This is a genomic window from Burkholderia sp. AU45388 (genome assembly GCF_030481585.1).
Lineage (GTDB): Bacteria > Pseudomonadota > Gammaproteobacteria > Burkholderiales > Burkholderiaceae > Burkholderia > Burkholderia sola.
Genome location: NZ_JAUJPV010000010.1, coordinates 177,235 through 202,766 on the forward strand (window position 1 = coordinate 177,235; position 25,532 = coordinate 202,766).

General features: G+C 68.2%; 21 protein-coding genes. 9 read left to right on the plus strand and 12 right to left on the minus strand.

Translation table 11 applies throughout. The annotated features are described in order from the left end of the window. Positions 1 to 39 precede the first annotated feature (39 nt). Positions 40 to 2,907, minus strand: coding sequence for a valine--tRNA ligase (locus tag QZM72_RS18365; protein ID WP_089467255.1), 2,868 nt, complete (start codon positions 2,905 to 2,907; stop codon positions 40 to 42). 224 nt (positions 2,908 to 3,131) lie between these two features. On the opposite strand from QZM72_RS18365, the gene QZM72_RS18370 reads away from it, so the two are divergent. Together QZM72_RS18370 and QZM72_RS18375 are read left to right on the plus strand one after the other, a co-directional pair. Next, the gene (locus tag QZM72_RS18370) at positions 3,132 to 5,495 is read left to right on the plus strand and encodes a UvrD-helicase domain-containing protein (protein WP_301738893.1); all 2,364 of its coding nucleotides are present in this window, start codon (positions 3,132 to 3,134) and stop codon (positions 5,493 to 5,495) included. Further along, the gene (locus QZM72_RS18375) at positions 5,492 to 6,289 is read left to right on the plus strand and encodes a 5'-methylthioadenosine/adenosylhomocysteine nucleosidase (RefSeq protein ID WP_301738895.1); all 798 of its coding nucleotides are present in this window, start codon (positions 5,492 to 5,494) and stop codon (positions 6,287 to 6,289) included. Before QZM72_RS18370 ends, QZM72_RS18375 begins: the two co-directional genes overlap by 4 nt. 69 nt (positions 6,290 to 6,358) lie before the next feature. On the opposite strand, the gene QZM72_RS18380 is transcribed toward QZM72_RS18375, so the two are convergent. Beyond that, positions 6,359 to 7,600 carry an MFS transporter gene (locus QZM72_RS18380; protein WP_301738896.1) on the minus strand — a complete coding sequence of 414 codons (1,242 nt, stop codon included), beginning with the start codon at positions 7,598 to 7,600 and terminating at the stop codon, positions 6,359 to 6,361. A 404-nt stretch (positions 7,601 to 8,004) separates the two neighbouring features. Here QZM72_RS18380 and QZM72_RS18385 point away from each other — a divergent pair, with 404 nt between their 5' ends. Beyond that, positions 8,005 to 9,678 (plus strand): methyl-accepting chemotaxis protein, encoded by a 1,674-nt coding sequence (locus QZM72_RS18385; protein ID WP_301738897.1) that lies wholly within the window; start codon positions 8,005 to 8,007, stop codon positions 9,676 to 9,678. A gap of 21 nt (positions 9,679 to 9,699) precedes the next feature. On the opposite strand, the gene QZM72_RS18390 is transcribed toward QZM72_RS18385, so the two are convergent. Genes QZM72_RS18390 through QZM72_RS18405 form a run of 4 tightly spaced genes read right to left on the minus strand, consistent with a single transcriptional unit; the run spans position 9,700 to position 14,632 of the window. Continuing rightward, positions 9,700 to 10,575: an HlyD family secretion protein gene (locus tag QZM72_RS18390; protein WP_301738898.1), complete on the minus strand. Its 876-nt coding sequence runs from the start codon at positions 10,573 to 10,575 to the stop codon at positions 9,700 to 9,702. Positions 10,576 to 10,587: 12 nt separating this feature from the next. Next, positions 10,588 to 10,791, minus strand: coding sequence for a DUF1656 domain-containing protein (locus tag QZM72_RS18395; protein WP_006476212.1), 204 nt, complete (start codon positions 10,789 to 10,791; stop codon positions 10,588 to 10,590). Next, entirely contained in the window at positions 10,788 to 12,992 is a 2,205-nt protein-coding gene (locus tag QZM72_RS18400; RefSeq protein ID WP_301738899.1) for an FUSC family protein, read from the minus strand. Before QZM72_RS18400 ends, QZM72_RS18395 begins: the two co-directional genes overlap by 4 nt. Before the next feature lie 14 nt (positions 12,993 to 13,006). Next, a complete protein-coding gene (locus tag QZM72_RS18405) occupies positions 13,007 to 14,632 on the minus strand; it encodes an efflux transporter outer membrane subunit (protein ID WP_301738901.1) in 1,626 nt (541 codons plus the stop codon). Positions 14,633 to 14,789: 157 nt separating this feature from the next. On the opposite strand from QZM72_RS18405, the gene QZM72_RS18410 reads away from it, so the two are divergent. Together QZM72_RS18410 and QZM72_RS18415 are read left to right on the plus strand one after the other, a co-directional pair. After that, complete coding sequence (locus QZM72_RS18410) at positions 14,790 to 15,731, plus strand: LysR family transcriptional regulator (RefSeq protein WP_089467263.1); 942 nt, start codon at positions 14,790 to 14,792, stop codon at positions 15,729 to 15,731. A gap of 117 nt (positions 15,732 to 15,848) precedes the next feature. Further along, the gene (locus QZM72_RS18415; RefSeq protein ID WP_162838134.1) at positions 15,849 to 16,001 is read left to right on the plus strand and encodes a hypothetical protein; all 153 of its coding nucleotides are present in this window, start codon (positions 15,849 to 15,851) and stop codon (positions 15,999 to 16,001) included. Positions 16,002 to 16,062: 61 nt separating this feature from the next. Here the strand turns inward: QZM72_RS18415 and QZM72_RS18420 are convergent, their stop codons facing one another. From QZM72_RS18420 to wrbA, 4 genes are read right to left on the minus strand one after another with little or no spacing between them, the layout of a single operon-like run. After that, positions 16,063 to 16,893, minus strand: coding sequence for a metallophosphoesterase (locus tag QZM72_RS18420; RefSeq protein ID WP_301738903.1), 831 nt, complete (start codon positions 16,891 to 16,893; stop codon positions 16,063 to 16,065). Between the two features lie 25 nt (positions 16,894 to 16,918). After that, a complete protein-coding gene (locus QZM72_RS18425) occupies positions 16,919 to 18,340 on the minus strand; it encodes an FAD-binding oxidoreductase (RefSeq protein WP_089467265.1) in 1,422 nt (473 codons plus the stop codon). An 18-nt stretch (positions 18,341 to 18,358) separates the two neighbouring features. Beyond that, the gene (locus tag QZM72_RS18430; protein ID WP_089467266.1) at positions 18,359 to 18,751 is read right to left on the minus strand and encodes a DUF2069 domain-containing protein; all 393 of its coding nucleotides are present in this window, start codon (positions 18,749 to 18,751) and stop codon (positions 18,359 to 18,361) included. Beyond that, complete coding sequence (gene wrbA / locus QZM72_RS18435; protein ID WP_089467267.1) at positions 18,748 to 19,368, minus strand: NAD(P)H:quinone oxidoreductase; 621 nt, start codon at positions 19,366 to 19,368, stop codon at positions 18,748 to 18,750. The genes QZM72_RS18430 and wrbA overlap by 4 nt, the downstream gene beginning before the upstream one ends. 145 nt (positions 19,369 to 19,513) lie before the next feature. Here wrbA and QZM72_RS18440 point away from each other — a divergent pair, with 145 nt between their 5' ends. Continuing rightward, positions 19,514 to 20,842 carry a YihY family inner membrane protein gene (locus tag QZM72_RS18440; RefSeq protein ID WP_301738904.1) on the plus strand — a complete coding sequence of 443 codons (1,329 nt, stop codon included), beginning with the start codon at positions 19,514 to 19,516 and terminating at the stop codon, positions 20,840 to 20,842. Between the two features lie 16 nt (positions 20,843 to 20,858). On the opposite strand, the gene QZM72_RS18445 is transcribed toward QZM72_RS18440, so the two are convergent. Next, complete coding sequence (locus QZM72_RS18445) at positions 20,859 to 21,176, minus strand: Mpo1-like protein (protein WP_089467269.1); 318 nt, start codon at positions 21,174 to 21,176, stop codon at positions 20,859 to 20,861. A 157-nt stretch (positions 21,177 to 21,333) separates the two neighbouring features. On the opposite strand from QZM72_RS18445, the gene QZM72_RS18450 reads away from it, so the two are divergent. The 3 genes from QZM72_RS18450 to aroC all read left to right on the plus strand — a co-directional run bounded on the left by QZM72_RS18450 (position 21,334) and on the right by aroC (position 25,257). Beyond that, the gene (locus tag QZM72_RS18450) at positions 21,334 to 21,789 is read left to right on the plus strand and encodes a CBS domain-containing protein (protein WP_006488504.1); all 456 of its coding nucleotides are present in this window, start codon (positions 21,334 to 21,336) and stop codon (positions 21,787 to 21,789) included. 139 nt (positions 21,790 to 21,928) lie between these two features. Next, on the plus strand, positions 21,929 to 23,863 hold the full coding sequence (locus QZM72_RS18455) for an MFS transporter (protein ID WP_089467270.1): 1,935 nt from the start codon (positions 21,929 to 21,931) through the stop codon (positions 23,861 to 23,863). Positions 23,864 to 24,156: 293 nt separating this feature from the next. Next, positions 24,157 to 25,257, plus strand: coding sequence for a chorismate synthase (aroC, locus tag QZM72_RS18460; protein WP_301738906.1), 1,101 nt, complete (start codon positions 24,157 to 24,159; stop codon positions 25,255 to 25,257). 148 nt (positions 25,258 to 25,405) lie between these two features. Here aroC and QZM72_RS18465 read toward each other — a convergent pair. Next, positions 25,406 to 25,532 (minus strand): 4Fe-4S dicluster domain-containing protein (locus QZM72_RS18465; RefSeq protein WP_131931286.1); only part of this gene is annotated, 127 nt, incomplete at its 5' end.

Sequence of the window (25,532 nt, forward strand, 5' to 3'; positions counted from 1 at the left end):
CGTTCCGATTATAGTGAACGCAAACGACCTTACCGTTTGTTACGCAGGCAACCGATCGAGCTGCGCGCGCAGTTTGTCGAGCGTGCCCTGGAATTCCGCGACGCGTTTCTGCTCCTGCTCGACCACGGCCGGCGGCGCTTTCGCGACGAATGCCTCGTTGCCGAGCTTCGCGTTGCACTTCGCGATCTCGCCCGTCAGGCGGGCGATTTCCTTCGACAGGCGCTCGCGTTCGGCCGCCACGTCGATTTCCACCTTCAGCACCAGCTTGTTCGGGCCGACGATCGCGATCGGCGCGCCGTGTGCCTCCTTGTCCAGCGCCGCCTCGTCCGCGAGGATCTGCACTTCCGACAGGCGCGCGAGCGCCTGGACGTACGGCGCGAACGAGCGCAGGCGCTCGGCGTCGCCGGCCGCCAGCAGCGGCACCTTGGTGGCCGGCGACAGGTTCATCTCGCCGCGCAGGTTGCGGCACGCGTCGACGATCGCCTTCAGGTCGGCCACCCACTGTTCGGACGCCTCGTCGAGCTTCTGCAGGTTCGCGACCGGATACGCCTGCGTCATCAGCGACGCTTCGCCCTCGGCGTTGCCCTGCGGATAGCGGCCGGCGAGCGGCGCGACCTTCTGCCAGAGCGCTTCGGTGATGAACGGGATGACCGGGTGCGCGAGGCGCAGCACCGTTTCCAGCACGCGCAGCAGCGTGCGGCGCGTCGCGCGCTGCTGTTCCGGCGTGCCGTTCTGGATCTGCACCTTCGCGAGTTCGAGATACCAGTCGCAGTACTCGTCCCACACGAACTTGTAGATGCTGCTCGCGATGTTGTCGAAGCGGTAATCGGCGAAACCCTTCGCGATGTCGGCTTCGGTGCGCTGCAAGAGCGACACGATCCAGCGGTCGGCCGCCGAGAAATCGAGGTAGCCGCCGGGGCCGCAGTCGCCCGCGTCGCACACTTCCGGCTTGTCGGCGCCGCAGTCATGCCCTTCGCAGTTCATCAGCACGAAGCGCGTCGCGTTCCACAGCTTGTTGCAGAAGTTGCGGTAGCCTTCGCAGCGCGCGAGGTCGAAGTTCACGTTGCGGCCGAGCGTCGCCATCGACGCCATCGTGAAGCGCAGCGCGTCGGTGCCGAACGCGGGGATGCCGTCCGGGAATTCCTTGCGCGTCTTCTTCTCGATCGTCGCGGCCTGCTTCGGGTTCATCAGGCCCGTCGTGCGCTTCGCGACCAGCGCCTCGAGGTCGATGCCGTCGACGATGTCGATCGGGTCGAGCGTGTTGCCCTTGCTCTTCGACATCTTCTGGCCTTCCGCGTCGCGCACGAGGCCGTGCATGTAGACGGTCTGGAACGGCACCTTGCCGGTGAAGTGCGTGGTCATCATCACCATCCGGGCGACCCAGAAGAAGATGATGTCGAAGCCGGTGACGAGCACCGACGACGGCAGGAAGTGCTTCAGTTCGGGCGTTTCGTTCGGCCAGCCGAGCGACGAGAACGGCACGAGCGCCGACGAGAACCACGTGTCGAGCACGTCTTCGTCGCGCTTGAGCGCGCCCGTGTAACCCTTGGCCGCGGCCTGCGCGCGCGCGTCTTCCTCGTTGCGCGCGACGAACACCTCGCCGTTCTCGCCGTACCACGCGGGAATCTGGTGGCCCCACCACAGCTGGCGCGAGATGCACCAGTCCTGGATGTTCTCGAGCCACTGGTAGTAGGTGGTCGTCCAGTTTTCCGGGACGAACTTGATCTGGCCGTCGCGCACGACGTCGAGCGATACCTCGGTAATCGACTTGCCCGGATGGAACGTGCCTTCCGGCGCCGGCTTCGTCATTGCGACGAACCACTGGTCGGTCAGCAGCGGCTCGATCACGACGCCCGTGCGGTCGCCGCGCGGCACCATCAGCTTGTGCGGTTTCACCGAGTCGAGGAAGCCTTGCGCGTCGAGGTCGGCGACGATCGCCTTGCGCGCGTCGAAGCGGTCGAGGCCGCGATACTGCTCGGGGCCGTTGTCGTTGATCTTCGCGTCGAGCGTCAGGATCTCGATCGGCGCGAGCTTGTGGCGCAGGCCGACCTGGTAGTCGTTGAAGTCGTGCGCGGGCGTGACCTTCACGACGCCCGTGCCGAACTCGCGGTCGACGTAGTCGTCGGCGATCACCGGAATCTCGCGGCCCGTCAGCGGCAGCGTCACCCGCTTGCCGATCAGGTGCGCGTAGCGTTCGTCTTCCGGATGGACCATCAGCGCGACGTCGCCGAGCATCGTTTCGGGACGCGTGGTGGCGACCGTCAGCGAGCCCGAGCCGTCGACGAGCGGGTAGCGGATGTGCCACAGATGGCCGTTTTCCTCTTCGCTGACGACTTCCAGGTCCGACACGGCGGTGAGCAGCACCGGATCCCAGTTGACCAGACGCTTGCCGCGGTAGATCAGGCCCTGTTCATACAGCGTGACGAACACGTCGCGCACGGCGGCCGACATCTTGTCGTCCATCGTGAAGTATTCGCGCGACCAGTCGGTCGATGCGCCGAGGCGGCGCACCTGGTCCGTGATCGTCGAACCGGATTTCTGCTTCCATTCCCACACGCGCTCGACGAACTTCTCGCGGCCGAGGTCGTGGCGCGACACGCCCTGCGCGTCGAGCTGGCGCTCGACGACGATCTGGGTTGCGATCCCCGCGTGGTCGGTGCCGGGCACCCACAGCGTGTTCTCGCCGAGCATCCGGTGATAGCGGGCGAGGCCGTCCATGATCGTCTGGTTGAACGCGTGGCCCATGTGCAGCGTGCCCGTCACGTTCGGCGGCGGCAACTGGATCGCGAAATCGGGGCGGGCCGGATCGAATGCCGGGGCGGCATAGCCGCGTTTTTCCCACTCCGGCCCCCATTGGGACTCGATGGTATGGGGCTCGAAGCTCTTCGCAAGCGTGTTGTCGCTCATGTTGGAAATCTGCCGAAAAATGCGTGAATTGGATGCCGAATCCGACAATTATAAATGGATGCCCATCGGCCAGCCATCGCCTTGCCGGTGCGGGCCTGTCGGCGCGCGGCCGCAACGTGCCCGCCACGCGCGGGCGACGGGTGGCCGAACGGATCGGGAACGGCATCGCGCGGCCGACTTATAATGTCGGGTCCGCATTTTTCTCGCCCGTCAGCTGCCGCTCCATGCCCGATCTGCTCGCCAATCTGAACCCCGAACAACTCGCCGCCGTCACGTTGCCGAACGAACCGGCGCTGATCCTCGCAGGGGCGGGCAGCGGCAAGACCCGCGTGCTGATCACGCGCATCGCGTGGCTGATCCAGCAGGGCTATGCGTCGCCCCCCACCGTGCTCGCCGTCACCTTCACGAACAAGGCCGCGCGCGAGATGATGGCGCGCCTGTCGGCGATGATGCCGATCGACACCCGCGGGATGTGGATCGGCACGTTCCACGGCCTGTGCAACCGGATGCTGCGCACGCACTGGCGCGACGCGGGCCTGCCGCAGACTTTCCAGATCCTCGATACGGCCGACCAGCTGTCCGCGATCAAGCGGCTGATGAAGGCGGCGAACGTCGACGACGAAAAATACCCGCCGAAGAACGTCCAGTACTTCATCAACAACGCGAAGGAGCAAGGGCTGCGCCCGGACAAGGTCGACGCGACCGACAACTTCAACCGCAAGTTCGTCGAGCTGTACCAGGCGTACGACCAGCAGTGCCAGCGTGAGGGCGTCGTCGATTTCCCCGAGCTGCTGCTGCGCTGCTACGAATTGCTCGCGTACAACGCGCCGCTGCGCGCGCACTACCAGGCGCGCTTCCGGCACATCCTCGTCGACGAGTTCCAGGACACCAACAAGCTGCAGTACGCGTGGCTCAAGATGCTCGCGGGCGGCGAGAACGCGATCTTCGCGGTCGGCGACGACGACCAGTCGATCTACGCGTTTCGCGGCGCGAACGTCGGCAACATGCGCGACTTCGAAGACGAATTCCGCGTGCGCAACCTGATCAAGCTCGAGCAGAACTATCGTTCGCACGGCAACATCCTCGACGCGGCGAACCAGCTGATCTCGAACAACGCGCACCGCCTCGGCAAGAACCTGCGCACCGACGCCGGCCACGGCGAGCCGGTGCGCGTGTACGAAGCCAGCACCGATTCGCAGGAAGCCGGCTGGATCGTCGAGGAGATCCGCTCGCTGATCAATACCGGCATGGCGCGCAGCGAAGTGGCCGTCCTGTACCGCAGCAACGCGCAGTCGCGCTCGATCGAGCACACGCTGATGTCGTCGGGCATTCCGTACCGCGTGTACGGCGGCCTGCGCTTTTTCGAGCGGCAGGAAGTGAAGCATGCGCTCGCGTACCTGCGCCTGATCGACAACCCGAACGACGACACGGCATTCGCGCGCGTCGTGAACTTCCCGACCCGCGGGATCGGCGCGCGCTCGGTCGAGCAGTTGGCCGACGCCGCACGCCTGTACGGCTGCTCGATGGCCGCCGCGATTCCGTACGTGACCGGCAAGGCCGGCACGAGCCTCGGCGGGTTCGCGAATTTGATCGCGAAGATGCGCGCCGACACGCAGCACATGAACCTGCCCGACACCGTCGAGCACGTCGTGCGCGCGAGCGGCCTCGCCGATTTCTACCAGGGCGAGCGCGAAGGCCAGGATCGCCTCGAGAACCTGCAGGAACTCGTGAACGCGGCCACCGCGTTCATCGCCGAGGAAGGCTACGGGCTCGATACGCCGGCCCGCTCGATTCCGCTGCGCGCGGGCGCGATCGCGGCGCCCGAGCTCGGCGCCGCGACCGACGATCCGGCGGTCGACGTGCTCGATCCGGCATCGCCCGCCGATCCGGCACAGAACCCCGACGCGATGACGCCGCTCGCCGGCTTCCTGTCGCACGCGTCGCTGGAGGCCGGCGACAACCAGGCGCAGGCCGGCCAGGACGCGGTGCAACTGATGACCGTGCACGCGGCGAAGGGGCTCGAATTCTCGGCCGTGTTCATCACGGGGCTCGAGGAGGGCCTCTTCCCGCACGAGAACAGCGTGCTCGAATCGGACGGCCTCGAGGAAGAGCGCCGGCTGATGTATGTCGCGATCACCCGCGCGAAGGAGCGGCTCTACCTGTCGTTCGCGCAAAGCCGGATGCTGCATGGCCAGACCCGCTACAACGTGCGCTCGCGCTTCTTCGACGAACTGCCGGAGCACGTGCTGAAGTGGCTCACGCCGAAGGTCGAGGCCGGGTCGCGCTGGGGCGGGCGGTCGGACAACGCCGGGTACGGGCGCGACTGGTTCGCGCGGCCGGGCGGCGGCAGTCGCGAGCAGATCGTCGATGCGGCCGTGTCCGCGCCGCTGCCCGCGTTCGCGGACAAGCAGCGCGCGGCCGACACCGGCTTCCGGGTCGGCCAGCAGGTGTTCCACACCAAGTTCGGCGAAGGCACGGTCACCGCGCTCGAAGGCAACGGCACCGATGCGAAGGCGCAGGTGAAGTTCAAGCGCCATGGCGAGAAATGGCTCGCGCTCGCGGTCGCGAAACTGCAGGCGGTGGAATGATGGATATCGACCTGGTCGTGACGCCTGCCGCGCGTCCGCTCGGCATTCTGGCCGCGCTGCCCGAGGAACTCGGCGACCTGATCGCCGCGATGCGCGCCGACGGCGCGATGAAGACGGTCACGCTCGGGCGTCGCGATTATCACGTCGGCACCGTGCACGGCGCGGCCTGCGTCGTCACGCTCGCGCGGGTCGGCAAGGTCGCGGCCGCCGCGACGGTCAGCGCGCTGATCCACGTGTTCGGCGTGTCGGGTGTCGTGTTCACCGGCGTCGCGGGCGGCGTGTCGCGCACGGTGCGTATCGGCGACGTCGTCGTCGCCGATACGCTGCTGCAGCACGATCTCGACGCATCGCCGCTCTTTCCGCGCTACGAGGTGCCGCTGCTCGGCATCACGCGTTTTTCGACCGACGCGGCGCTGACGGCCCGCTTGCGGGCCGCGTGCGCGCTGTTCGTCGAGGAAGAGGGCGCGCGGTTCGCCGAGCGCTTCGGGCTTGCCGGCGCGGCGCTGCACGCGGGGCTCGTCATCAGCGGCGACCGCTTCGTGTCGAGCGAGCAGGAAGTCGTCGCGCTGCGCGACGCGCTGCCGGACGCGCTCGCGGTCGAGATGGAAGGCGCGGCGATCGCGCAGGTGTGCGCCGAACACGACGTGCCGTTCGCGCTCGTGCGCACGATTTCCGATACGGCCGACGATCACGCGACGCAGTCGTTCTCGCACTTCCTGTCGGCGATCGCGAGCAGCTATTCGTCCGGCATCCTCAAGCGCTTCCTGACGCTGCATGCGACGACGGCGGCCTAGCCGCCGTCTCCCGCTTTCCGTTCAAACCGCTCGACCGGCCGCGGCGCGCACGCCGCGGCCGGTCGTTCGTCACGCCTTCTTGCGCCGGCTGCTTTCGAGGTTCGGCAGGAACACCGTCAGCACGCCGATCAACGGCAGGAACGAGCACACCTTGTAGACGAACGGGATGCTCGTCGCGTCAGCGAGCTGGCCGAGCACGGCCGCGCCGACGCCGCCCAGCCCGAACGCGAAGCCGAAGAACAGGCCCGCGACCATCCCGACCTTGCCGGGCATCAGCTCCGTCGCATAGACGAGGATCGCGGCGAACGCCGACGCCAGCACCACGCCGATGATCACGGTCAGCACGCTCGTCCAGAACAGGTTCGCGTACGGCAGCAGCATCGTGAACGGCGCGACGCCGAGGATCGACACCCAGATCACGTACTTGCGGCCGATCCGGTCGCCGACGGGCCCGCCGATCAGCGTGCCGGCCGCCACCGCCGCGAGGAACACGAACAGATGGATCTGCGCGGCCTGCACCGACAGGTGGAACTTGTCGATCAGGTAGAACGTGAAATAGCTGTTGATGCTCGCGAGGTAGAAGTACTTCGAGAACACGAGCAGCACCAGCACGCCGATCGCGCCCATCACGCGGCCGCGCGACAGCGTCGGGTGGCCAGCCGGTGCGGCCTTCTTCTTCATCGACGGATGCTTCTTGTACCAGTGGCCGATCTGCGTGAGCACGATCATCGCGACGAGCGCGGCCGCCGAGAACCACGCGATGCTGTGCTGGCCGTGCGGAATGATCACGAGCGCGGCGAGCAGCGGCCCGAGCGCGGAGCCTGCGTTGCCGCCCACCTGGAACACCGACTGCGCGAGCCCGTGCTGGCCGCCCGAGGCCATCCGCGCGACCCGCGACGATTCGGGATGGAACACCGACGAGCCGCAGCCGACGAGCGCCGCGGCCACCAGCAGCATCGGGAAATTCGACGCCGCCGACATCAACAGCAGCCCCGCGAGCGTGAAGCCCATGCCGACCGGCAGCGAATACGGCTTCGGACGCTTGTCGGTATAGAGGCCGATGAGCGGCTGCAGCAGCGACGCGGTGATCTGGTAGGTGAGCGTGATCAGGCCGATCTGCGCGAACGACAGCGCGAACTGGCTCTTGAGCATCGGGTAGATCGCGAGGATCAACGACTGGATCATGTCGTTGAGCATGTGCGAGAAGCTGATCGCGCCGAGCACCGGGTAGACGGTGCGGGCAACGGGCGGTGCGGACGGCTGGGCGGCGGCTGCGCCGGCACCGGCGCCGGAGTCGAGGCTGGTTTCCATGTGAGCTGAGCGAGTTGAGGTGGCTGGCGCGCTCTGTTGGGGATCGGCGCGTGGTTGATTCGTTGATGCGTCAAAGAAGTGTAATGTGGCGCATCGAGAATGTCCGGCCAAGTTTTGTCGCGAATCAGACATTCGTCGGACGGATCGGTCGCGTGCTTTTTTGGACGGGTATAACGCTGGCGACGCGTCGGCCCTTTCAGCGGGGCCGCGCCCGGGGCCCGGTGGGTGTTTTTCCGGACTCAAGAAACGGCGGTGGCGGCCGTAGAACGACCCAATGACAACACGCGCGCCGCGCCTGGCACCGGCTACCCGCCGGGCGGGCGCCGGACGTGCGGCATGGCCTGCCATCGCGGGACCGCCGGGACCGACCTTTCCGGCAGCGTGATCCATACGGGGATAGTTCGATGAAAGCAGCATCTTTGCATCCACAGCCCGGTGCGGCCGCCGCCGCATCCGGTGTTGCCGCCGGTCGTGTCGTACGGCGTGCGCGCGCGGCGCATCGCGAGCGCCGGCCGTGGACCGTCAAGGCGACGTTGCGCGCCGCATTCGCGATCCTGCTGGCCGGCACGCTCGCGATCGGCGTGTTTTCGCTGTGGCAGATCAGCCGGTTGAACGCGTCGATCGCGTCGGTCTACGAACAGGGCCACGTCGCGAGCCGGGCGGCGGCGGACGTGCGGGCCGAGGTGCTGCGCGCGAGCCGCGCGCAGAAGATGCTGCTGACCGCGACCACCGCGAAGGAGCGCGACGAGCTCGGCGCCGAAGTGAGCGCGGGGCTCGCGTCGATCGGCCAGGCGCTCGGCACGCTGCAGCGCTATGCGGATCCGTCCGATACCGGCGATTCGGCGCGGCTGCACGCGTTCTCGACGGCGGTCGGCACGTGGAGCACGCATCTGCGCGATTTCGTCACGCTGGTGCGCGCGCAGCCGCTCGACCTGTCGCAGATGAACTGGCAGGTCGGCACGCAGGACGTGTCGCTGCTGGTCGAAACCGGCAAGCTCGAAAAACTCGTCGCCGAACTCGTGAAGACGCGCGGCGAGAAGTCGAAGGCGACGCTCGATGCATCCGCGACCATTTTTTCGTCGTCGTTCGCGATGATCGCGGCGATGACGGCCGCATTGATCGTGCTGGCCGTCGTGATCGCCGAGCGCGTCGTGCGGCGTCTCGCGTCGCAGCTCGGCGGCGAGCCCGCGCTCGCGAAGGAGATTGCCTCGGACATCGCGCGCGGCAACCTGACGCGGCCGATCGCGCTCGCCCGCCACGACCGCGGCAGCATGGTGCACGCGCTGGCCGAGATGCAGACGGGGCTTGCGGCCACGGTGGGCGAGATCGCGGTGAGCGCCGAGGCCATCGCGGCCGCGTCCGGCGAAATCTCGACCGGCAACCTCGACCTGTCGCGCCGCACCGAGCAGCAGGCCGTCGCGCTGGAGCGCACCGCGGCGAGCATGGAGCAGCTCACGTCGACCGTGCGGCAGAACGCCGAGAACGCGCGGCAGGCGAGCACGCTCGCGGCCAATGCGTCGGCGGTGGCGGAGACGGGCGGGGAAGTCGTCGGGCGCGTGGTCGCGACGATGAACGAGATCGACGACAGCGCGAAGAACATCCGCGACATCATCGGCACGATCGAAGGGATCGCCTTCCAGACCAACATTCTCGCGTTGAACGCGGCGGTCGAGGCCGCGCGCGCCGGCGAGCAGGGGCGCGGTTTCTCGGTGGTCGCCGGAGAGGTGCGGCTGCTCGCGCAGCGCTCGGCGACCGCGGCCAAGGAGATTCGGGAACTGATCGGCGCGTCGGTCGAGCGCGTGGCCAACGGCGCGGCGCTCGCGCACGACGCGGGCCGCACGATGGGCGACGTGGTGCGCGCGGTCAAGCGCGTGACCGACATCATCGGCGAGATTTCGGCGGCGTCGGACGAGCAGAGCGCGGGGATCGACGAGATCGGCCGCGCGGTCACGCAGATGGATGCCGGCACCCAGCAGAACGCGGCGCTCGTCGAACAGGCGGCCGCTGCCGCGAACGCGCTCGACGAGCAGGCTCAGGCGCTGAAGGCGCTGGTCGGGCGTTTCCGCATCGCACACTGAGCGCGCGGCGCGCCCCGGCGCTTACGACTTCTTCTGCTTGTCCGGATCGATGATGACCGTGCAGGTCGTGCCTGCCGACAGCACCACGTCGGCCGGCACTTCGTCGATCCGGATGCGCACCGGCACGCGCTGCGCGAGACGCACCCAGTTGAAGGTCGGGTTCACGTCCGCGACGAGGTCGCGGCTTTGCGGGTTGTCGCGATCGTAGATGCCGCGCGAGATGCTTTCCACATGGCCCTTCATCACGCCGCCGCTCATCAGCCGCATTTCGGCCGGCGCGCCGATCTTCACGCGCGGCAGCTTGGTTTCCTCGAAGTAGCCGTAGACCCAGAACGAGTGGCTGTCGACGATCGCCAGCTTCGCCTGGCCGGCCACCGCGTAGTTGCCCTTGAACGTCTGCAGGTTCGTGATGTAGCCGTCGACCGGCGCGACGACGCGCGTGCGTTCGAGGTTGAGCTTCGCGGCGTCGAGCGCGGCGAGCGCCTGCTGGTACTGCGCATCGGCGCTCGACGCGCTGTGCGCGGCGTTCTCGCGGTTTTCCTTCGACACGACGAGCGCGTCGAGATCCGCGCGGCGGGCCGCGTCGTCGCGGCGCATCTGCAGTTCCGCGCGGCGGGCGGCCACGGCCGCCTGCGCCTGCTCGACGGCGATCCGGTAGTGCGACGGGTCGATCTGCATGATCAGGTCGCCTTTCTTCACGAGCTGGTTGTCATGCACGGGCAGCTCGACGATCGCGCCCGACACGTCCGGCGCGACGTTGACGATTTCGGCGCGCACGCGCCCGTCGCGCGTCCACGGATCGTCCATGTAGTGCACCCACAGCGAGCGCCCGATCAGGATCGCGACGAGAAGGATGGCGGCGGTCGCGATGAAGCCGAAGAGTTTTCTGAGCATCATGATGGTTCGGAATCAACGGTAAACGGCGAGACTGAGTCCGCCGCAAATGCAGACGAGAAGGCAGGCCCGGAACAGCGACGGGTGCCAGACGAGACGGTAGAGGCCCGTATACGCGAGCAGGCGGTCGACGGCCCAGGTCGCGATCGCGCCGAGGACGAACATCAGCACCACGGTCGGCATGTAGGCATCGAGAATGGCGATTTCACGCGGCATCATGACGAGGCTCCTGGTTGGGGACGCACGGGGCGGTTGCGGTTGAGCGGCTCGAGCGGCGATTCCGGGTCGAGCAGCGCGGTTCGTACGAAATGCAGGTGGCTCAGGATGCGCTGCAGCCGGTGGCGCTCGTCGCGCGACGGCTCGACGGCATCGAGCGTTTGCCGGGTCGCGTCGATCGCCGCATTGGTCGCGGCGAGCGTCGCGTCGAAACGCGCGGCGCTCGGCTTCGAGAACAGCGCCGACAGCGCGGTGCGCATCGTCCCGATCGCGCGCCGCCACGGCGTCGCGCTCGCATAGCGCGGGTCGGACGGCAGCGTCGCGAGCTCGTGACGCAGGTCGATCGTCGCGTTGCCGGTTTCGAGCACCGCGAACATCCAGCGCAGCGCGTCGCGCTGCACGTCCGGCTGGTCGGCCGACAGCGTGTGCGCCTGGTACATCAGGTCGCGCGCGCCGCTTTCGAAGCGCGTGCGCAAGCCCGCGAGCCGCGCGTGGCCAGCCGCGACGGCCTGGTGGCGCAGGTCCGCGAAAAGCCGCCTCTTGAGCCACGGCGCGGTCGGCGGGAACAGCACCGCGAACGCGATCGCCGACGCCAGCATCGCCAGCACGAGCGCGAGCGAATCGTTCATGAAGCTGGTCGGATCGTAGTGCGTGATGTTGTCCGGGCCGGCGAGGAAGCTGAAGAAGATCAGGTAGCCCATCCCGTAGCCGGCGAGCTTCGGTTTCAGCGTCATGAAGATGCCGATCGCGAGCAGCGGCGCGAGCGCGACGCACAGCAGCGGGAAGCCGTCGATGTGCGGATAGATGCCAAACGTGAGCAGGAAGCCCGTGCAGACGGCGAGCGCGGTGCCCATGCCCATCTGCGCGGACATCGCGGTCGGACGCGGCGTCGACGACGCGAGCGCGCAGGTGGCGGCCGCCGTCAGCGTCATCGTCACGCCGCTCGGCCACGCGGTCTCGATCCAGAACCAGCCGAGCAGCAGGATCACGCTCGCCGTGCGGATCGCCGCGATCACCATCGCCGTCGCATTCGTGCGCGGCTCGTAGCGCTCGATCCAGCGTTCGCGCTCGTGCGTCGCGCTCGACAGCGACGCGTAGGTGGCCGCGTACTCGTGCAGGTCGGTGATGAAGCGGTACAGCAGTTCGGCGGCCGTATCGAAGTCGAGCAGCGGAAAGTCCGGCTGCGTTTCGAGCGCCGCGCGCGTCGCGCGGATGCGGCGCGGCAGCGCGTCGCGCCACGCGAGCAGTTGCGCGGCCGCGTGGCCGGCGTCGGCCGACGTGCGCACCGGTTCGCCGGCGGGCGTCAGCAGCAGCGGGGCGATCTCGCGGAAGTACGGCTCGATCGCGTCGATCGCGGCCTGCGCGCCGGCCGCATGCAGCCGGTTCATCAACTGGTGCAGCGCGTGGAAGCGGCTCGACGCGCTCATGAACTCGCTGTTCAGCCGCGCGAGGCGGCCGCTGCGCATCCGCGTGTCCGGATCCTCGAACACGGCCATGCTGCGCGCGGCCTCGAACCCCACCACGTCGGCGACGAAGCGCGTATGGATGGTTTCGATATGCGCGCGGTCGAGCTTGCCCGACAGCGCCGCTGCGACGTAGTCGACGAAGCTGCCGAAGCGCTTGCGCACCGTCGTGCGCATCTGCTCGCCGGTGGTCTGCGGAAACACGAGCGCGCTGACCACGCCGGCCGACACGATCCCGACCATGATTTCGGCCACCCGCGTCATCGCGCTCATGAATGCGCCGTCCGGGTGCTGCGACGCGGGCAGCCCGATCAGCGCGGTCGTGTAGCCGGCCAGCAGGAAGCCGTAGCTGCGGAAGTTGCGGTTGCGCGCGGCGCCGGCCGTGCACAGGGCAACCCACAGCGCGACCGCCAGCAGGAACAGTTCCGGCTGCTGCGGGAACAGCCCGACGAAGGTGAGCGTCGCGATCAGCCCGAAGATCGTGCCGGCGACCCGGTAGAAGCTTTTCGCGAGCACCGCGCCGCTTTGCGGCTGCATCACGATGAACACGGTCGTCATCGCCGTTTTCGGCGCGGGCAGGTCGAGCCGCATCGACACGCCGGTCGCGATGAACGCGGCGAGCAGCGCCTTGAACAGGTAGAGCCACGCGGCGCCGTCGGTGCGCGCCCAGTCGCCGAACGCGGCGGTCCAGGCCGCGAACGAGCCATCGGCGCGCGGGGAAGCGGGGGAGGAAGCTGACATGGCGGCGCTCCGCGTTACCGTGCGGCCGGCACGGCGGCGGCCGACGCAGCGGTGCCGCCGGCGGTTGCGACCTGCGCGGGCCGGGTGATGGTCGCCGCGGGTTTCGTGCCCGACGCGGCGGCTGGTACGGCGGCGGCGCGCGCGGCAGCCTTGTCCTTCGACGGAGCGCCGCCCGACGGAGCGCCGCCCGGAACATCCGTCCCCGTCTCGACTCCGCCGCCGAGCGCGGCCATCAGCTGCGCGTGCGCGGCGAGGCGTTCCGCGTCGATGCGGGCGGCCGTCTCCTGCGCGCGCAGCAGTTGCTGTTGCGCGACGAGCACGTTCACGTAATCGGTCAGCCCGCGGCGGAAGCCTTCGCGCGACAACTGATAGCTGCGATTGTTGGCCGCCACCGAGCGCGCGGCGTCCTTCTTCTGCGTATCGAGCGAGCGGATCCGCACGACCTGGTCGGCGATGTCCTTGAGCGCGCCGACGATCGTCTGGTTGTAGCGCTCGACCGCCTGGTCGTAGCCGGCATTCGCGGCGCCGAGCTGCGCGCGCAGCCGCCCGCCTTCGAAGATCGGCAGCGACAGCGCGGGGCCGGCCGTCCAGCCGCCGTTCATCGCGCGCAGGAAGTCGGTGAACGGCGCGGTCACGCCGAAGCCGCCGACCGTCGCGAGCAGGTCGATGTTCGGGTAGAACGACGCCTTCGCGACGTCGATGCCGCGCGCCTGCGCGTCGACCGTCCAGCGCGCCGCGACGACGTCGGGGCGGCGGCCGAGCAGGTCGGCCGGCAGCGCCGACGGCAGGCCGGCCGGCGCATCGAGCGCCAGTTGCGGCCGCTTGATCGCGTCGCCGGCGCCCGGGCCCTTGCCGGCCAGCGCGGCGAGCTGGTGGCGCGCGAGCTGGATCGCTTCCTCATAGCTGTCGATCTGCCGCTCGTAGTCGGGCAGCGTCGATTCCGCCTGGCTCACGTCGAGCTGCGTGCCGAGGCCGGCCTGCAACCGCTTGCGGGCGAGATCGGCAAGCGAGCGCTGGCGTTCGTACGTTTCGTGCGCGAGATCCAGCAGCGCGTAGTTCATCGACATGCCGACATACGCGCGCACCACGTTGACCTCGAGTTCGAGCTTGGCCGCGCGCGCGTCGGCGGCGGTCGCATGCGCGGTGTCGAGCGCGCGCTCGGTCGCGTTCTTGTCCTTGCCCCACAGATCGAGGTGGTACGACAGGCCGAGCGTGCCGGTATTGTTCCAGGTATCGGTATCGGCGAGCGGCCCCGGGCCGTAGTACACGTTGTCCGGCCAGTGCTGGCGCATCAGCGACAGGTTGCCGTTGATTTGCGGCAATTCGGCCGAACGGGCGACGCGCGCCATTGCCTGCGCTTCGCGCACGCGGGCCTCGGCGGCCGCGAGGGTCGGGTTGCCGGCCTGGGCGGCGGCGATCCACGCGTCGAGCTGCGGATCGCGATACGCGCGCCACCAGTCGGCGGCGGGCCAGCCCGCGTCGCGATCGGCCGCGCGGATGGCCGCACCGGCGTCGAGCGCGTTCGCGTCGATGCGAGTGGACTGGGTGTGGTTGTCGCCCATGCTCGCGCAACCGGCCATTATTAATGAGACTGCAAGAACCGCCAGTGCGAGCGTCCCTTTTGTCGCCGGAGACTGCACGATTTTCTCCCTTTCGGATATAGATGAGTCGGAGGCGATTATATTTTTCAGCGATTCCTGAATAAACGGACAACGGTGCAAGTCATTTTTACGAATCTTGAGATAATATTTGTTGGACCCTGTGCAACAATCCTTGCGGATTCACACGGGTAATCGGATGGATACGTTACAAAACATGCGGGTGTTCGTCCGCGTGGTCGACGCGGGAAGCTTTACCGCGGCCGCCCAGCAGATGAATTCGACCACCGCCTACGCGTCGCGCGCGGTCTCGGATCTCGAGGCCCATCTGCGCACGCGTCTCCTGAACCGCACGACGCGCCGGATCGCGCTGACCGAAGCCGGCGAGCGCTATCTGCAACGCTGCGAACAGATCCTCGCTTACGTCGACCAGGCCGAAGCCGAGGCCGGCGACGCGCATGCGCGCCCGTCCGGCAAGCTGAAGGTCCATTGCTTCACGAGCCTCGGCCAGCACTATCTGGTGCCGGCCATCGCGCGCTACCGCGAGCGCTATCCGGACGTGCACGTCGAGCTGACGCTCGCGCAGCGGATGCCCGACCTGCTCGACGAGGGGTACGACGTCGCGATCGTCGTCGGCCGCGATCTGCCGGATTCGGGGCTCGTGTCGCAGCGGCTCGGCGAGAGCTACAGCGTCGTGTGCGCGTCGCCCGGCTATATCGAGTCGCACGGCGTGCCGCAGCGGCCGGCCGATCTCGCGCAGCACGTGTGCCTCGGGATGGTCGCGCCGGGCTTCCACTTCGACGAATGGGCGCTGGCGGGGCCGAACGGCGAGGAGGTCGTGCCGATCACGGCGCCGCCGTTCCGCGTGAACGTCGCCGAGGCGCTCGCGGTGGCCGTGCGGGAGGGGATGGGGGTCGGCGGGCTGCCGCTCTATTCGGCGATCGGCTGGCTGCGCAGCGGGCACATCGTGCGCGTGATGCCCGATTACCGGTCGCACGTGATGAACATCTACGCGCTGTATCCGTCGCGCCAGTACCTCGACGCGAAAATCCGGACCTGGGTCGATTTCCTGCGCGAAGAACTGCCGCTCACGCTCGAAGCGGACGAAGCCGCGCTCGAACAGTACACGCGTGCGACATGACGGCGCAGTCGACCGCAATCTGACGAGATTTTTCGTTCACGCAACATTTTTTTACGAACGTGTGTCAGACAGTTTGATACTGTTGGAATTAACGAGATACACCACACCGGAGTAGCGATGGATACGCACCTGATGATCGGCCTTGGCGTCCTGCTGGGCGCGGCTGCCGCCGCGGCGGCGACCCGCGACCTGCTGCGTGCGATGAAAGCGAAGGCGCAGCTGAAGCCCGTGCCGGTCCGCGTGCGCGAGCCGCGCCGCCCCGGCCGCTGATCCCGCCGCCGTTACGCTTGAGGTCGGGAAGGCCGCGCCACGCGGCCGCCCGGGCGGGCGCTCAGCCGAGCTCGACCACCTTGTCCCACGCGAACGCGGGGTTTTCCCATTCGCCGGTGCGCCGGTGAAGGTAGCCGCGCGGATTGCACACCACGCGCGTGCCGCCGTCCGCAACGTAGTCGAATGACGTATGCGTGTGGCCGTGCAGCCACAGATCCACCGGCGGCCGCACCAGTTCCGCCATGTCCGTGACGAATCCCGCGGAAGCCAGATCTTGCGCATAGCGTTCCGCCAGCGAGCGCCGGTGCGGCGCATGATGGGTGACGACGATCGTCCTGCCCGCGAACGGCGTGGCCAGTTGCGCTTCCAGCCACGCTCGGCCCCGCCGGTGCAGCGCGATCGCATCGGCCGGCGCGAAATCCCGTTCCGGCGCGCTCGCTTTCGCATGCACCGCCGCATCGTGCGGCCAGGTCACCTGGATCAATCCCTTGAAATCGAGCATCACGCGCAGCCCGGCGTCGATCGCGCGCGCGACGCTGGCTTCGTCCTGGCCGAACAGCGAAAAATCGGCCCAGAGCGTCGTGCCCAGCACGCGGAAGTGCCGGGCCGGATCGACGTAGACGCCGTTGTTCAGGTAATGCACGTGGTCGAGCGTATGCGCCGCGTCGCGCATCGCCGTCTCCAGCGCGCCGAATTCCCCGTCGTAATACTCGTGGTTGCCCGGCACGTAGATCACCGGCACCGCCGGGTCGAACGTCTCGGCGGCCCAGCGCAGGCCTTCCGCGTGATTGTGAATGTCGCCGGCCAGCACGACGAGATCGGCGGCGGCATGCGGGATCGCGTCGGGCAGGTTGTTTTCGAGATGCAGGTCGGACAGGACGCGGACTTTCACGGGCTTGGCTCCGGAGTAGGCGGCTTCAGCGCAGGACCTTGCCGGGATTCATCAGGCCGCGCGGGTCGAGCGCGGTCTTCAGCGTGCGCATCAGCGTCGTCTCGACCGGCGACTTGTAGCGCTGCGCGTCGTCGATCTTCAACTGGCCGATGCCGTGCTCCGCGCTGATCGTGCCGTGATGGCGGTGCACGTTGTCGTAGACGATCCGGTTGATCGGCGCCTGAAACGCGGCGAGGAACGCCTTCGGATCGCCGCCCTCGGGCATCTGCACGTTGTAGTGCAGGTTGCCGTCGCCGAGGTGGCCGAACGTGACCATCCGCGCGCCCGGCGCGGCCTGCTGGATCGCCGCGTCGGTCTCGTCGATGAAGCGTGCGATCGACGAGATCGGCACCGCGATGTCGTGCTTGATGTTGAGCCCTTCGTCGGCCTGCGCGAGCGGGATGTGCTCGCGCAGGTCCCAGAACGCACGCGATTGCGCGAGATTCTCCGCGACCACCGCGTCGACCACGAGTCCCGCCTCGAACGCTTCCTCCATCAGTTTCTCGAACAGCGCGCGCGCATGCGCTTCGCTTTCGTTGTCGGACAGCTCCAGCAGCACCGTTTGCGCATGGGTCTGCGCGAACGGGTAGCGCAGTTGCGGATAGTGCTTGCCGACCAGCTGCATGCAGAAATCCGACATCAGCTCGAAGCCGGTCAGCAGCGGCCCGGCCGCGCGCTGCGCGAGCGCGAGGAAATCGAGCGCCGCGTGCGGCGATTCGAGCGCGGCGAGCGCCGTGACCTGCGCGGCCGGCAGCGGATGCAGCTTCATCACGGCCGCCGTGATGATCCCGAGCGTGCCTTCGGCGCCGATGAACAGGTCGCGCAGATCGTAGCCCGTGTTGTCCTTGCGCAGGCCGCGCAGCCCGTCCCAGATCGCGCCCTGCGGCGTCACGACCTCGAGCCCGAGGCACAGCTCGCGTGCGTTGCCGTAGCGCAGCACCGCGGTGCCGCCCGCATTGGTCGACAGGTTGCCGCCGATCGTGCAGCTGCCTTCCGCCGCGAGACTCAGCGCGAACAGCCGGCCGCCTTCGCGGGCGCGCGCCTGCACGTCGGCGAGGATCACGCCGGCTTCGACGGTAATCGTGTTGTTGTGCGGATCGAGCGCGCGCACGCGGTTCAGGCGCGCGACGCTCAGCACGGCCTGGCTGCCGCTCGCGTCGGGCGTCGCGCCGCCCGCGAGGCCCGTGTTGCCGCCCTGCGGCACGAGCGCGACGCCGTGCGCGTTGGCGAGCTTCACGAGCGCGGCGACTTCGGCCGTGTTCGCGGGCCTCAGCACCGCGCACGCCGCGCCCTTGTAGCGGCGGCGCCAGTCGGTCAGGAACGGTTCGGTATCGTGCGGCTCGGTCAGCACGTGGTCGGCGCCGATCGCATCGCGGCACGCGGAAACGAAAGCTTCGGAGGACATCATCACCTTGTCGCGTAAGGGTCAGGACGTGGCGCGCGGTTTTTTCGCCGCGCGCTTGAACGGCGCGACGTAAGCCAGCGCCGTCACGAAGAAGCCGACGGCAAGCGCGGTCTCGCACCAGCCGAGCGTCGCGGACAGCCCGCGGTCGGACATCCCGCGCACGATGCCTTCGGCCAGATAGACGAGAATCAGCATGCTCGCCCATTGCATCGTATAGATGTTACGCCGCCAGACGCCGGGCAGCGCGAGCGCGAGCGGCACGGCCTTGAGCATCAGCGCGGAGCCGCCGGGGCGCAGCGGCGCGAGCCACAGCTCCCACGCGAGCGACAGCGCGATCAGCGCGACGAGACCCGCGGCGGCGGCCAGCGCGTAGCGCGGCCGGGCCGCGACGGCGGGGCGGGCGGGGGCGTTCATGCGGCCTCGTCGGCCTGGGCGCTGGAAAGCGCCGCGGCGGCGCGCGCGAGCCGCACCCCGAGCGCGGCCGCGAGCGCCTTCTCGTCCGCCGACAGCCCGCCGGGCGCCGCGCGGTCGTGCTGCGCGACGTGCGATGCGCCGTACGGCGTGCCGCCGGTACGCGTCGTGCTGAGGGCGGATTCGGTGTACGGGATCCCGACGATCATCATTCCGTGATGCAGCAGCGGCAGCATCATCGACAGCAGTGTCGACTCCTGGCCGCCGTGCAGGCTGCCCGTCGACGTGAACACGCTCGCGGGCTTGCCGGTCAGCGCGCCGGACAGCCATTGCGGCGTCGTGCCGTCGAGGAAATACTTGAGCGACGCGGCCATGTTGCCGAAGCGGGTGGGCGAGCCGAGTGCGAGGCCCGCGCATTCCTCGAGGTCGCGCAGCTCCGCGTACGGCGGGCCGTCGGCCGGGATGTCGGGGGCGGTGGCTTCGCAGACGGCCGACACGGGCGGCACGGTGCGGATGCGGGCCTGCATGCCCGGCACGCTGTCGATGCCGTTCGCGATCGCGAGCGCGAGATCGCGCGTGGCGCCGTGACGGCTGTAATAGAGGACGAGAATGTCTTTCATGGGCGACGGAGCCGCGTGCGGCCGCGCGCGTGCCCGGTGCAGTCGGCCCCTGCTGGAATCGAGCGGCTATTATAGGGGCTGAAGCCGTCGCGCAGCGCGGCGGCGGCGCGCCGTGACGCGCGCAGCCTCGAGAAGGAGAAGCCGTTTGTCGAAGTTGAGCGTCGATCTCGACACCATCAAGCGCCTCGCGCAGTTCGCGGCCCGGCGCAGCGCCGAGGATCGCATCCCGCAGGTGGCGGGCAGCCTGACCTTCACGACGCTGCTGGCGCTCGTGCCGCTGCTGACGGTCGCGTTCGCGCTGTTCACCGCGTTCCCGATGTTCGCGTCGTTCCAGATCTCGCTGCAGGGTTTCCTCGCGGATCACCTGATGCCCGCGCAGTTCAATATCCAGATCTTCAAGTACCTGAACCAGTTCGCGTCGAAGGCCAAGGGGCTGACGACGGCCGGCCTGATCGTGCTCGTCGTCACGTCGGTGATGACCATGATGACGATCGAATCGGCGTTCAACCTAATCTGGCGCGTGCGCAAGCCGCGGCCGTTCGCGCAGCGCGTGCTCGCGTACTGGGCGCTGATCACGCTCGGGCCGTTGCTGTTCGGCGTGAGCCTGTCGATCTCGTCGTACCTGTTCACGCAATCGCTCGCGTTCACCGGCGCGGGGCCGTCGACGTCGATGGTCGAGTGGCTGCTTGCGCTTGCGTCGGTGCCGTTGACCGTGCTCGCGTTTACGCTGCTGTACGTGTACCTGCCGAACTGCGCGGTCGCCTGGCGCGACGCGGTGATCGGCGGGCTGTTCGCGGCCATCGCGTTCGAACTCGCGAAGCGCGGCTTCGGCTATTACGTGCGGCGCATTCCGACCTATACGGCCGTCTATGGCGCGTTCGCGGCGCTGCCGGTGTTCCTGCTGTGGGTGTACCTGAGCTGGTTCATCGCGCTGCTCGGTGCGATGGTCGCATCCGCGCTGCCGGCGATTCGCGTCGGCCAGTTCCACCGGATCCACTATCCGGGCAGCGACCTGCTCGACGCGCTCGAATTGCTCGCGCGGCTGGCCGAAGCGCGCGCGGCCGGCAAGCGCGGCTACACGGCGCTACGGCTCGCGACGATGCTGCGCTGCGACATGGAAACCGCGCAGCGGCTGCTGACGACGATGGAGGAGCGGGAATGGGTCGCACGGCTCGACGGCGGCGAAGAGGCCACGCCGCGCTATATCCTGCTCGCGAACCCGGAGCAGCTGACGCTCGCGCAACTGTTCGACGTGCTGGTGATCGATCGCACGGAGTTGACCTATCAACTGGAGCGGCGCCGCAGCCACGTCGAAGGCGCGGCGCTACTCGCGGTGCTGTCGAGCGACCGGTTCGACGTGACGCTCGCGTCGCTGATCGCCGCGCACCGGCTCGCGGGCGGGCAGCCGGCCGCGAGCGCCGGGCAGGCACCGGATGTGGACGACCAGCGCGCCCGGCCGCCGCGGCCGGCCTGACGTCGGGGCCCGACGGCTACAGCGGGATCTTGCCGGTGCAGATGTCCTTGAACATCACCCAATCGCCCATCAGGCTGTAGATCGGGTGCCGGAACGTGGCCGGGCGGTTCTTCTCGAAGAAGAAGTGGCCGACCCACGCGAACCCGTAGCCGCAGACGACTGCCGCCGGTAGCCACGGCCAGTAGCCGGTCGCGACCGCCATCGCGACGCAGCCGATCACGCCGAGCGAGCCGATGAAGTGCAGCCGCCGCGACGTCAGGTTCTGATGCTCGTTCAGGTAATACGGGTAGAAGTCAGCGAAGCTGGCGAATTGCTCCGTATGCGTATGCGCCATGGCCGTCTCCTCGGGCCGCTGTTCATGGGGCCATTGTGCGGCCGGCGGCCCGCGTCCGCAAGCGGCGGCCGGCCGCCGCGCCGGCCCGTGCTTTCCTTTTGACAGGCTTTCCGATACGATCGAAAGAGATTTTGCATTCAAGCATGAGGGGACTACGATGCGCGTCAGCGATATTCTGAAAGTGAAGGGCAACACGCTGTTTACGGTGACGCCCGATAAGCCGCTGCGCGAAGCGGTCGATACGATGGCCGAGCACGACATCGGTTCGCTCGTCGTGATGGAGTACGGCGATCTCGTCGGGATGCTGACGTTTCGCGAGATCATCCTGCGCCTGCACGTGAACGGCGGCGCGATCGGCGACGTGCAGGTGCGCAAGGTGATGGACGAGCCGCTCACGTGCACGCCGGAAACGGACGTCAACGAAGTGCGCCGGATGATGCTCGAGCGCCACGCACGCTACATGCCGGTGCTCGACAAGAAGGTGCTGATGGGCGTCATTTCGTTCTACGACGTCGCGAAGACGGTCGTCGAGGCGCAGAGCTTCGAGAACCGGATGCTGAAGGCGTACATTCGCGACTGGCCGGAATCGGAAGCCGAAGCGCACAAGCCGTGAATCGCGCCGCGCCCGGCACGTTGTTGCATGGGCGCCGCCATCCCGCACGCGGCGGCGCAGGCATGTCCTGCGCCGCCGTTTTTTCAACGACAACACGAGGCCCGCGCAGCATCGCCCAGACGATGCGCGCGTATTCCGAATGAGCGATCACACGCAAGCCACTTCCGAACGGCGCGGCGAACGGCACGCGCACGCATCCCAGTTCGACCTGCTGCGCGAGCGCCGCTTCGCGCCGTTCTTCACGACCCAGTTCCTCGGCGCGCTGAACGACAACGTCTTCAAGATCGGCTTCACGTCGCTCGTCACGTATCACACAGCGCGGTTCTCCGGCGTCGACGCGAAGACGGCCGCGTTCCTGATTTCCGCGATCTTCATCCTGCCGTTCGTGCTGTTCTCGGCCACCTCCGGCCAGATCGCCGACAAATACGACAAGGCAACCCTCACGCGCTTCGTGAAATCGTTCGAGATCGTGCTGATGCTGGTCGGCGCGGCCGGCTTCGTCACGCACAGCGCGACGCTGCTGTATCTATGCACGTTCATGATGGGGATGCACTCGACGCTGTTCGGGCCCGTCAAGTATTCGTACCTGCCGCAGCATCTCGGCGAACATGAGCTGGTCGGCGGCAACGGGCTCGTCGAGATGGGCACGTTCATCGCGATCCTGATCGGCACGATCATCGGCGGCGCGGCGGCCGGCATCGAAGGCAGCGGTGAGCGCGTGCTCGCGGTGAGCGTCGTCGTGATCGCGCTGGCCGGGCGGCTCGTCGCGCAGCGCGTGCCGCCCACGCCCGCGCCGCAGCCCGATCTCGTGATCAACTGGAACCCGGTCAGCGAGACCTGGCGCAACCTCGGGCTCGCGCGGCAGAACCGCACGGTGTTCCTGAGCCTGCTCGGCATCTCGTGGCTGTGGTTCGTCGGCGCGACGTTCCTCACGTCGTTCTTCAATTTCGCGAAGGACGTGCTGTCCGCGAGCCCCGACGTCGTCACGATCCTGCTCGCGACGTTCTCGGTCGGCATCGGCCTCGGTTCGCTGCTGTGCGAGCGGCTGTCGCAGCGGCGCGTCGAGATCGGCCTCGTGCCGCTCGGCTCGATCGGCATCAGCGTGTTCGCGATCGAGCTGTATTTCGCAAGCCACGCGCTGCCGTCGCCCGGCCATCTGCTGTCGGTCGGCGAATTCCTCGCCGGTGCGCGCCACTGGCGCATCCTGGCCGACCTGTTCCTGCTCGCGATGTTCGGCGGCTTCTACAGCGTGCCGCTGTATGCGCTGATCCAGAGCCGCAGCGCGCCGACGCACCGCGCGCGGATCATCGCCGCGAACAACATCCTGAACGCGCTGTTCATGATCCTGTCGGCCGTGATGGCGATGGGGTTGACCAAGGCCGGCGTCGACATCCCGGGGCTGTTCCTCGTCACCGCGCTGTTGAACGTCGTGGTCGCGACGTACATCTACCTGCTCGTGCCCGAGTTCCTGCTGCGCTTCGTCGCGTGGGTGCTCGTGCATACGTTCTACCGCATCCGCCTCGTGCACGCCGAGCGGATTCCGGCGGAAGGGGCGGCGGTGCTCGTGTGCAATCACGTCAGCTACGTCGATGCGCTCGTGCTGGCCGCCGCGAGCCCGCGTCCGATCCGTTTCGTGATGGATCACCGGATCTTCAAGACGCGTTTCGCGAGCTGGGTGTTCCGGCATGCGAAGGCGATTCCGATCGCGCCGCGCCACGAGGATCCCGCGATGCTCGCGCGGGCGTACGACCTGTGCGAGGCCGCGCTGAAGGACGGCGAACTCGTGTGCATCTTCCCCGAGGGCAAGCTGACGAAGACGGGCGACATCAACCCGTTCCATCACGGCATCACCGAGATCCTGAGCCGCACGCCGGCGCCGGTGATCCCGATGGCGCTGCGCGGGCTGTGGGGCAGCTACTTTTCGCGGCATACCGATGCGCGGATGCCGCGCCCCATCAAGCGCGGCGTGATGAGCCGGCTGACGCTGGCCGTCGGCGAACCGATCCCGGCGTCGGTGGCCACGCCCGAGGCGCTGCAGGCGGCGGTGACCGAGCTGCGCGGCGCGCGGAAGTAGGCGGGCGCCCGGTCCGGCGCGGGATGATCGATCCGCGCACGGGCCGGGATGGCGGCCCCGGCCTCGGTTCGGCGGGCCCCGAGCGCAACGCCGAGGGCCTGCGATCGCCGTACCTGCCTCGCATCTGTCCTGATCCGCTGCCGGCCCGTGTGGTCTGAACGGTTCACACGGCCCGCGGGCGCGGGACGGCTGGCATAATAGCGGTTTACCTCTTTCTCGACCGGCAAACGATCGACCTGCCCGCGGCTCCGGCAGCGGATCGGTTTGCCCATTTCTCTTTGGGCGGTTCCATCATGTCCGGCAATACCCTCGGCACGCTTTTCACTGTCACGACCTTCGGCGAATCGCACGGTCCCGCGATCGGCTGCGTGATCGACGGCTGCCCGCCGGGGATGGCGCTGACCGAAGCCGACATCCAGATCGAGCTCGATCGCCGCAAGCCCGGCACGTCGCGGCACGTGACGCAACGGCAGGAGGCCGACGAGGTCGAGATCCTGTCCGGTGTGTTCGAAGGCGTGACGACCGGCACGCCGATCGCGCTGCTGATCCGCAATACCGACCAGCGCAGCAAGGACTACGGCAACATCGTCGAGACGTTCCGTCCCGGCCACGCCGACTACACCTATTGGCAGAAATACGGCATCCGCGACTACCGCGGCGGCGGCCGTTCGTCCGCGCGTCTGACCGCGCCGATCGTCGGCGCGGGCGCGGTCGCGAAGAAGTGGCTGCGCGAGCGCTTCGGGGTCGAGGTGCGCGGCTACATGAGCGGCCTCGGCGACATCGACGTGCCGTTCGTTGACTGGTCGTACGTGCACGAGAATCCGTTCTTCTCGCCGAACGCGGCGGTCGTGCCGGAGCTCGAGGCATACATGGACGCGCTGCGCAAGGATGGCGATTCGATCGGCGCGCGCATCGACGTCGTCGCGTCGGGCGTGCCGGTCGGCTGGGGCGAACCGGTGTTCGACCGGCTCGATGCCGATATCGCGAAGGCGATGATGAGCATCAACGCGGTGAAGGGCGTCGAGATCGGCGCGGGCTTCGACAGCGTCGCGCAGCGCGGCTCGGTGCACGGCGACGAACTGACGCCGGCCGGCTTCGTCGGCAACCACGCGGGCGGCGTGCTCGGCGGGATTTCGACGGGGCAGGACATCACCGTGTCGATCGCGATCAAGCCGACGTCGAGCATCCGCACGCCGCGCCGCTCGATCACGAAGTCCGGCGAGGAAGCGACGGTCGAAACCTTCGGCCGCCATGATCCGTGCGTCGGCATTCGTGCGACGCCGATCGCCGAATCGATGCTCGCGCTGGTGTTGATCGACCATGCGTTGCGCCACCGCGCGCAGTGCGGCGACGTGGAGACGGCCACGCCGAAGATCGCCGGCAGCGCGACCTGATCCGAGCGGGCGGGGCGCGGGTCGCGTCGGCCGTCGAACGACGAATGCAAACGGGGCGCTGCATGATGCAGCGCCCCGTTTCGTTTGCGGCGGTGTGTGCCGTGACCCAAAAAAACGCGCCGCTCGTGGGGCGGCGCGTTCCGGCAGCTTACATGTTCGGGTAATTCGGCCCGCCGCCGCCTTCCGGCGTGACCCACACGATGTTCTGCGTCGGGTCCTTGATGTCGCAGGTCTTGCAGTGCACGCAGTTCTGCGCGTTGATCACGAGGCGATCG

Coding starts and splice junctions, on each gene's coding strand:
- QZM72_RS18425 (WP_089467265.1), bottom strand. CDS start 18,340: ATGATGTCCTCCGAAGCTTTCGTTTCCGCGTGCCGCGATGCGATCGGC.
- QZM72_RS18430 (WP_089467266.1), bottom strand. CDS start 18,751: ATGAACGCCCCCGCCCGCCCCGCCGTCGCGGCCCGGCCGCGCTACGCG.
- QZM72_RS18380 (WP_301738896.1), bottom strand. CDS start 7,600: ATGGAAACCAGCCTCGACTCCGGCGCCGGTGCCGGCGCAGCCGCCGCC.
- QZM72_RS18375 (WP_301738895.1), top strand. CDS start 5,492: ATGATGGATATCGACCTGGTCGTGACGCCTGCCGCGCGTCCGCTCGGC.
- aroC (WP_301738906.1), top strand. CDS start 24,157: ATGTCCGGCAATACCCTCGGCACGCTTTTCACTGTCACGACCTTCGGC.
- QZM72_RS18455 (WP_089467270.1), top strand. CDS start 21,929: ATGAGCGATCACACGCAAGCCACTTCCGAACGGCGCGGCGAACGGCAC.
- QZM72_RS18390 (WP_301738898.1), bottom strand. CDS start 10,575: ATGATGCTCAGAAAACTCTTCGGCTTCATCGCGACCGCCGCCATCCTT.
- QZM72_RS18400 (WP_301738899.1), bottom strand. CDS start 12,992: ATGTCAGCTTCCTCCCCCGCTTCCCCGCGCGCCGATGGCTCGTTCGCG.
- QZM72_RS18395 (WP_006476212.1), bottom strand. CDS start 10,791: ATGATGCCGCGTGAAATCGCCATTCTCGATGCCTACATGCCGACCGTG.
- QZM72_RS18450 (WP_006488504.1), top strand. CDS start 21,334: ATGCGCGTCAGCGATATTCTGAAAGTGAAGGGCAACACGCTGTTTACG.
- QZM72_RS18370 (WP_301738893.1), top strand. CDS start 3,132: ATGCCCGATCTGCTCGCCAATCTGAACCCCGAACAACTCGCCGCCGTC.
- QZM72_RS18445 (WP_089467269.1), bottom strand. CDS start 21,176: ATGGCGCATACGCATACGGAGCAATTCGCCAGCTTCGCTGACTTCTAC.
- QZM72_RS18410 (WP_089467263.1), top strand. CDS start 14,790: ATGGATACGTTACAAAACATGCGGGTGTTCGTCCGCGTGGTCGACGCG.
- QZM72_RS18385 (WP_301738897.1), top strand. CDS start 8,005: ATGAAAGCAGCATCTTTGCATCCACAGCCCGGTGCGGCCGCCGCCGCA.
- QZM72_RS18365 (WP_089467255.1), bottom strand. CDS start 2,907: ATGAGCGACAACACGCTTGCGAAGAGCTTCGAGCCCCATACCATCGAG.
- wrbA (WP_089467267.1), bottom strand. CDS start 19,368: ATGAAAGACATTCTCGTCCTCTATTACAGCCGTCACGGCGCCACGCGC.
- QZM72_RS18415 (WP_162838134.1), top strand. CDS start 15,849: ATGGATACGCACCTGATGATCGGCCTTGGCGTCCTGCTGGGCGCGGCT.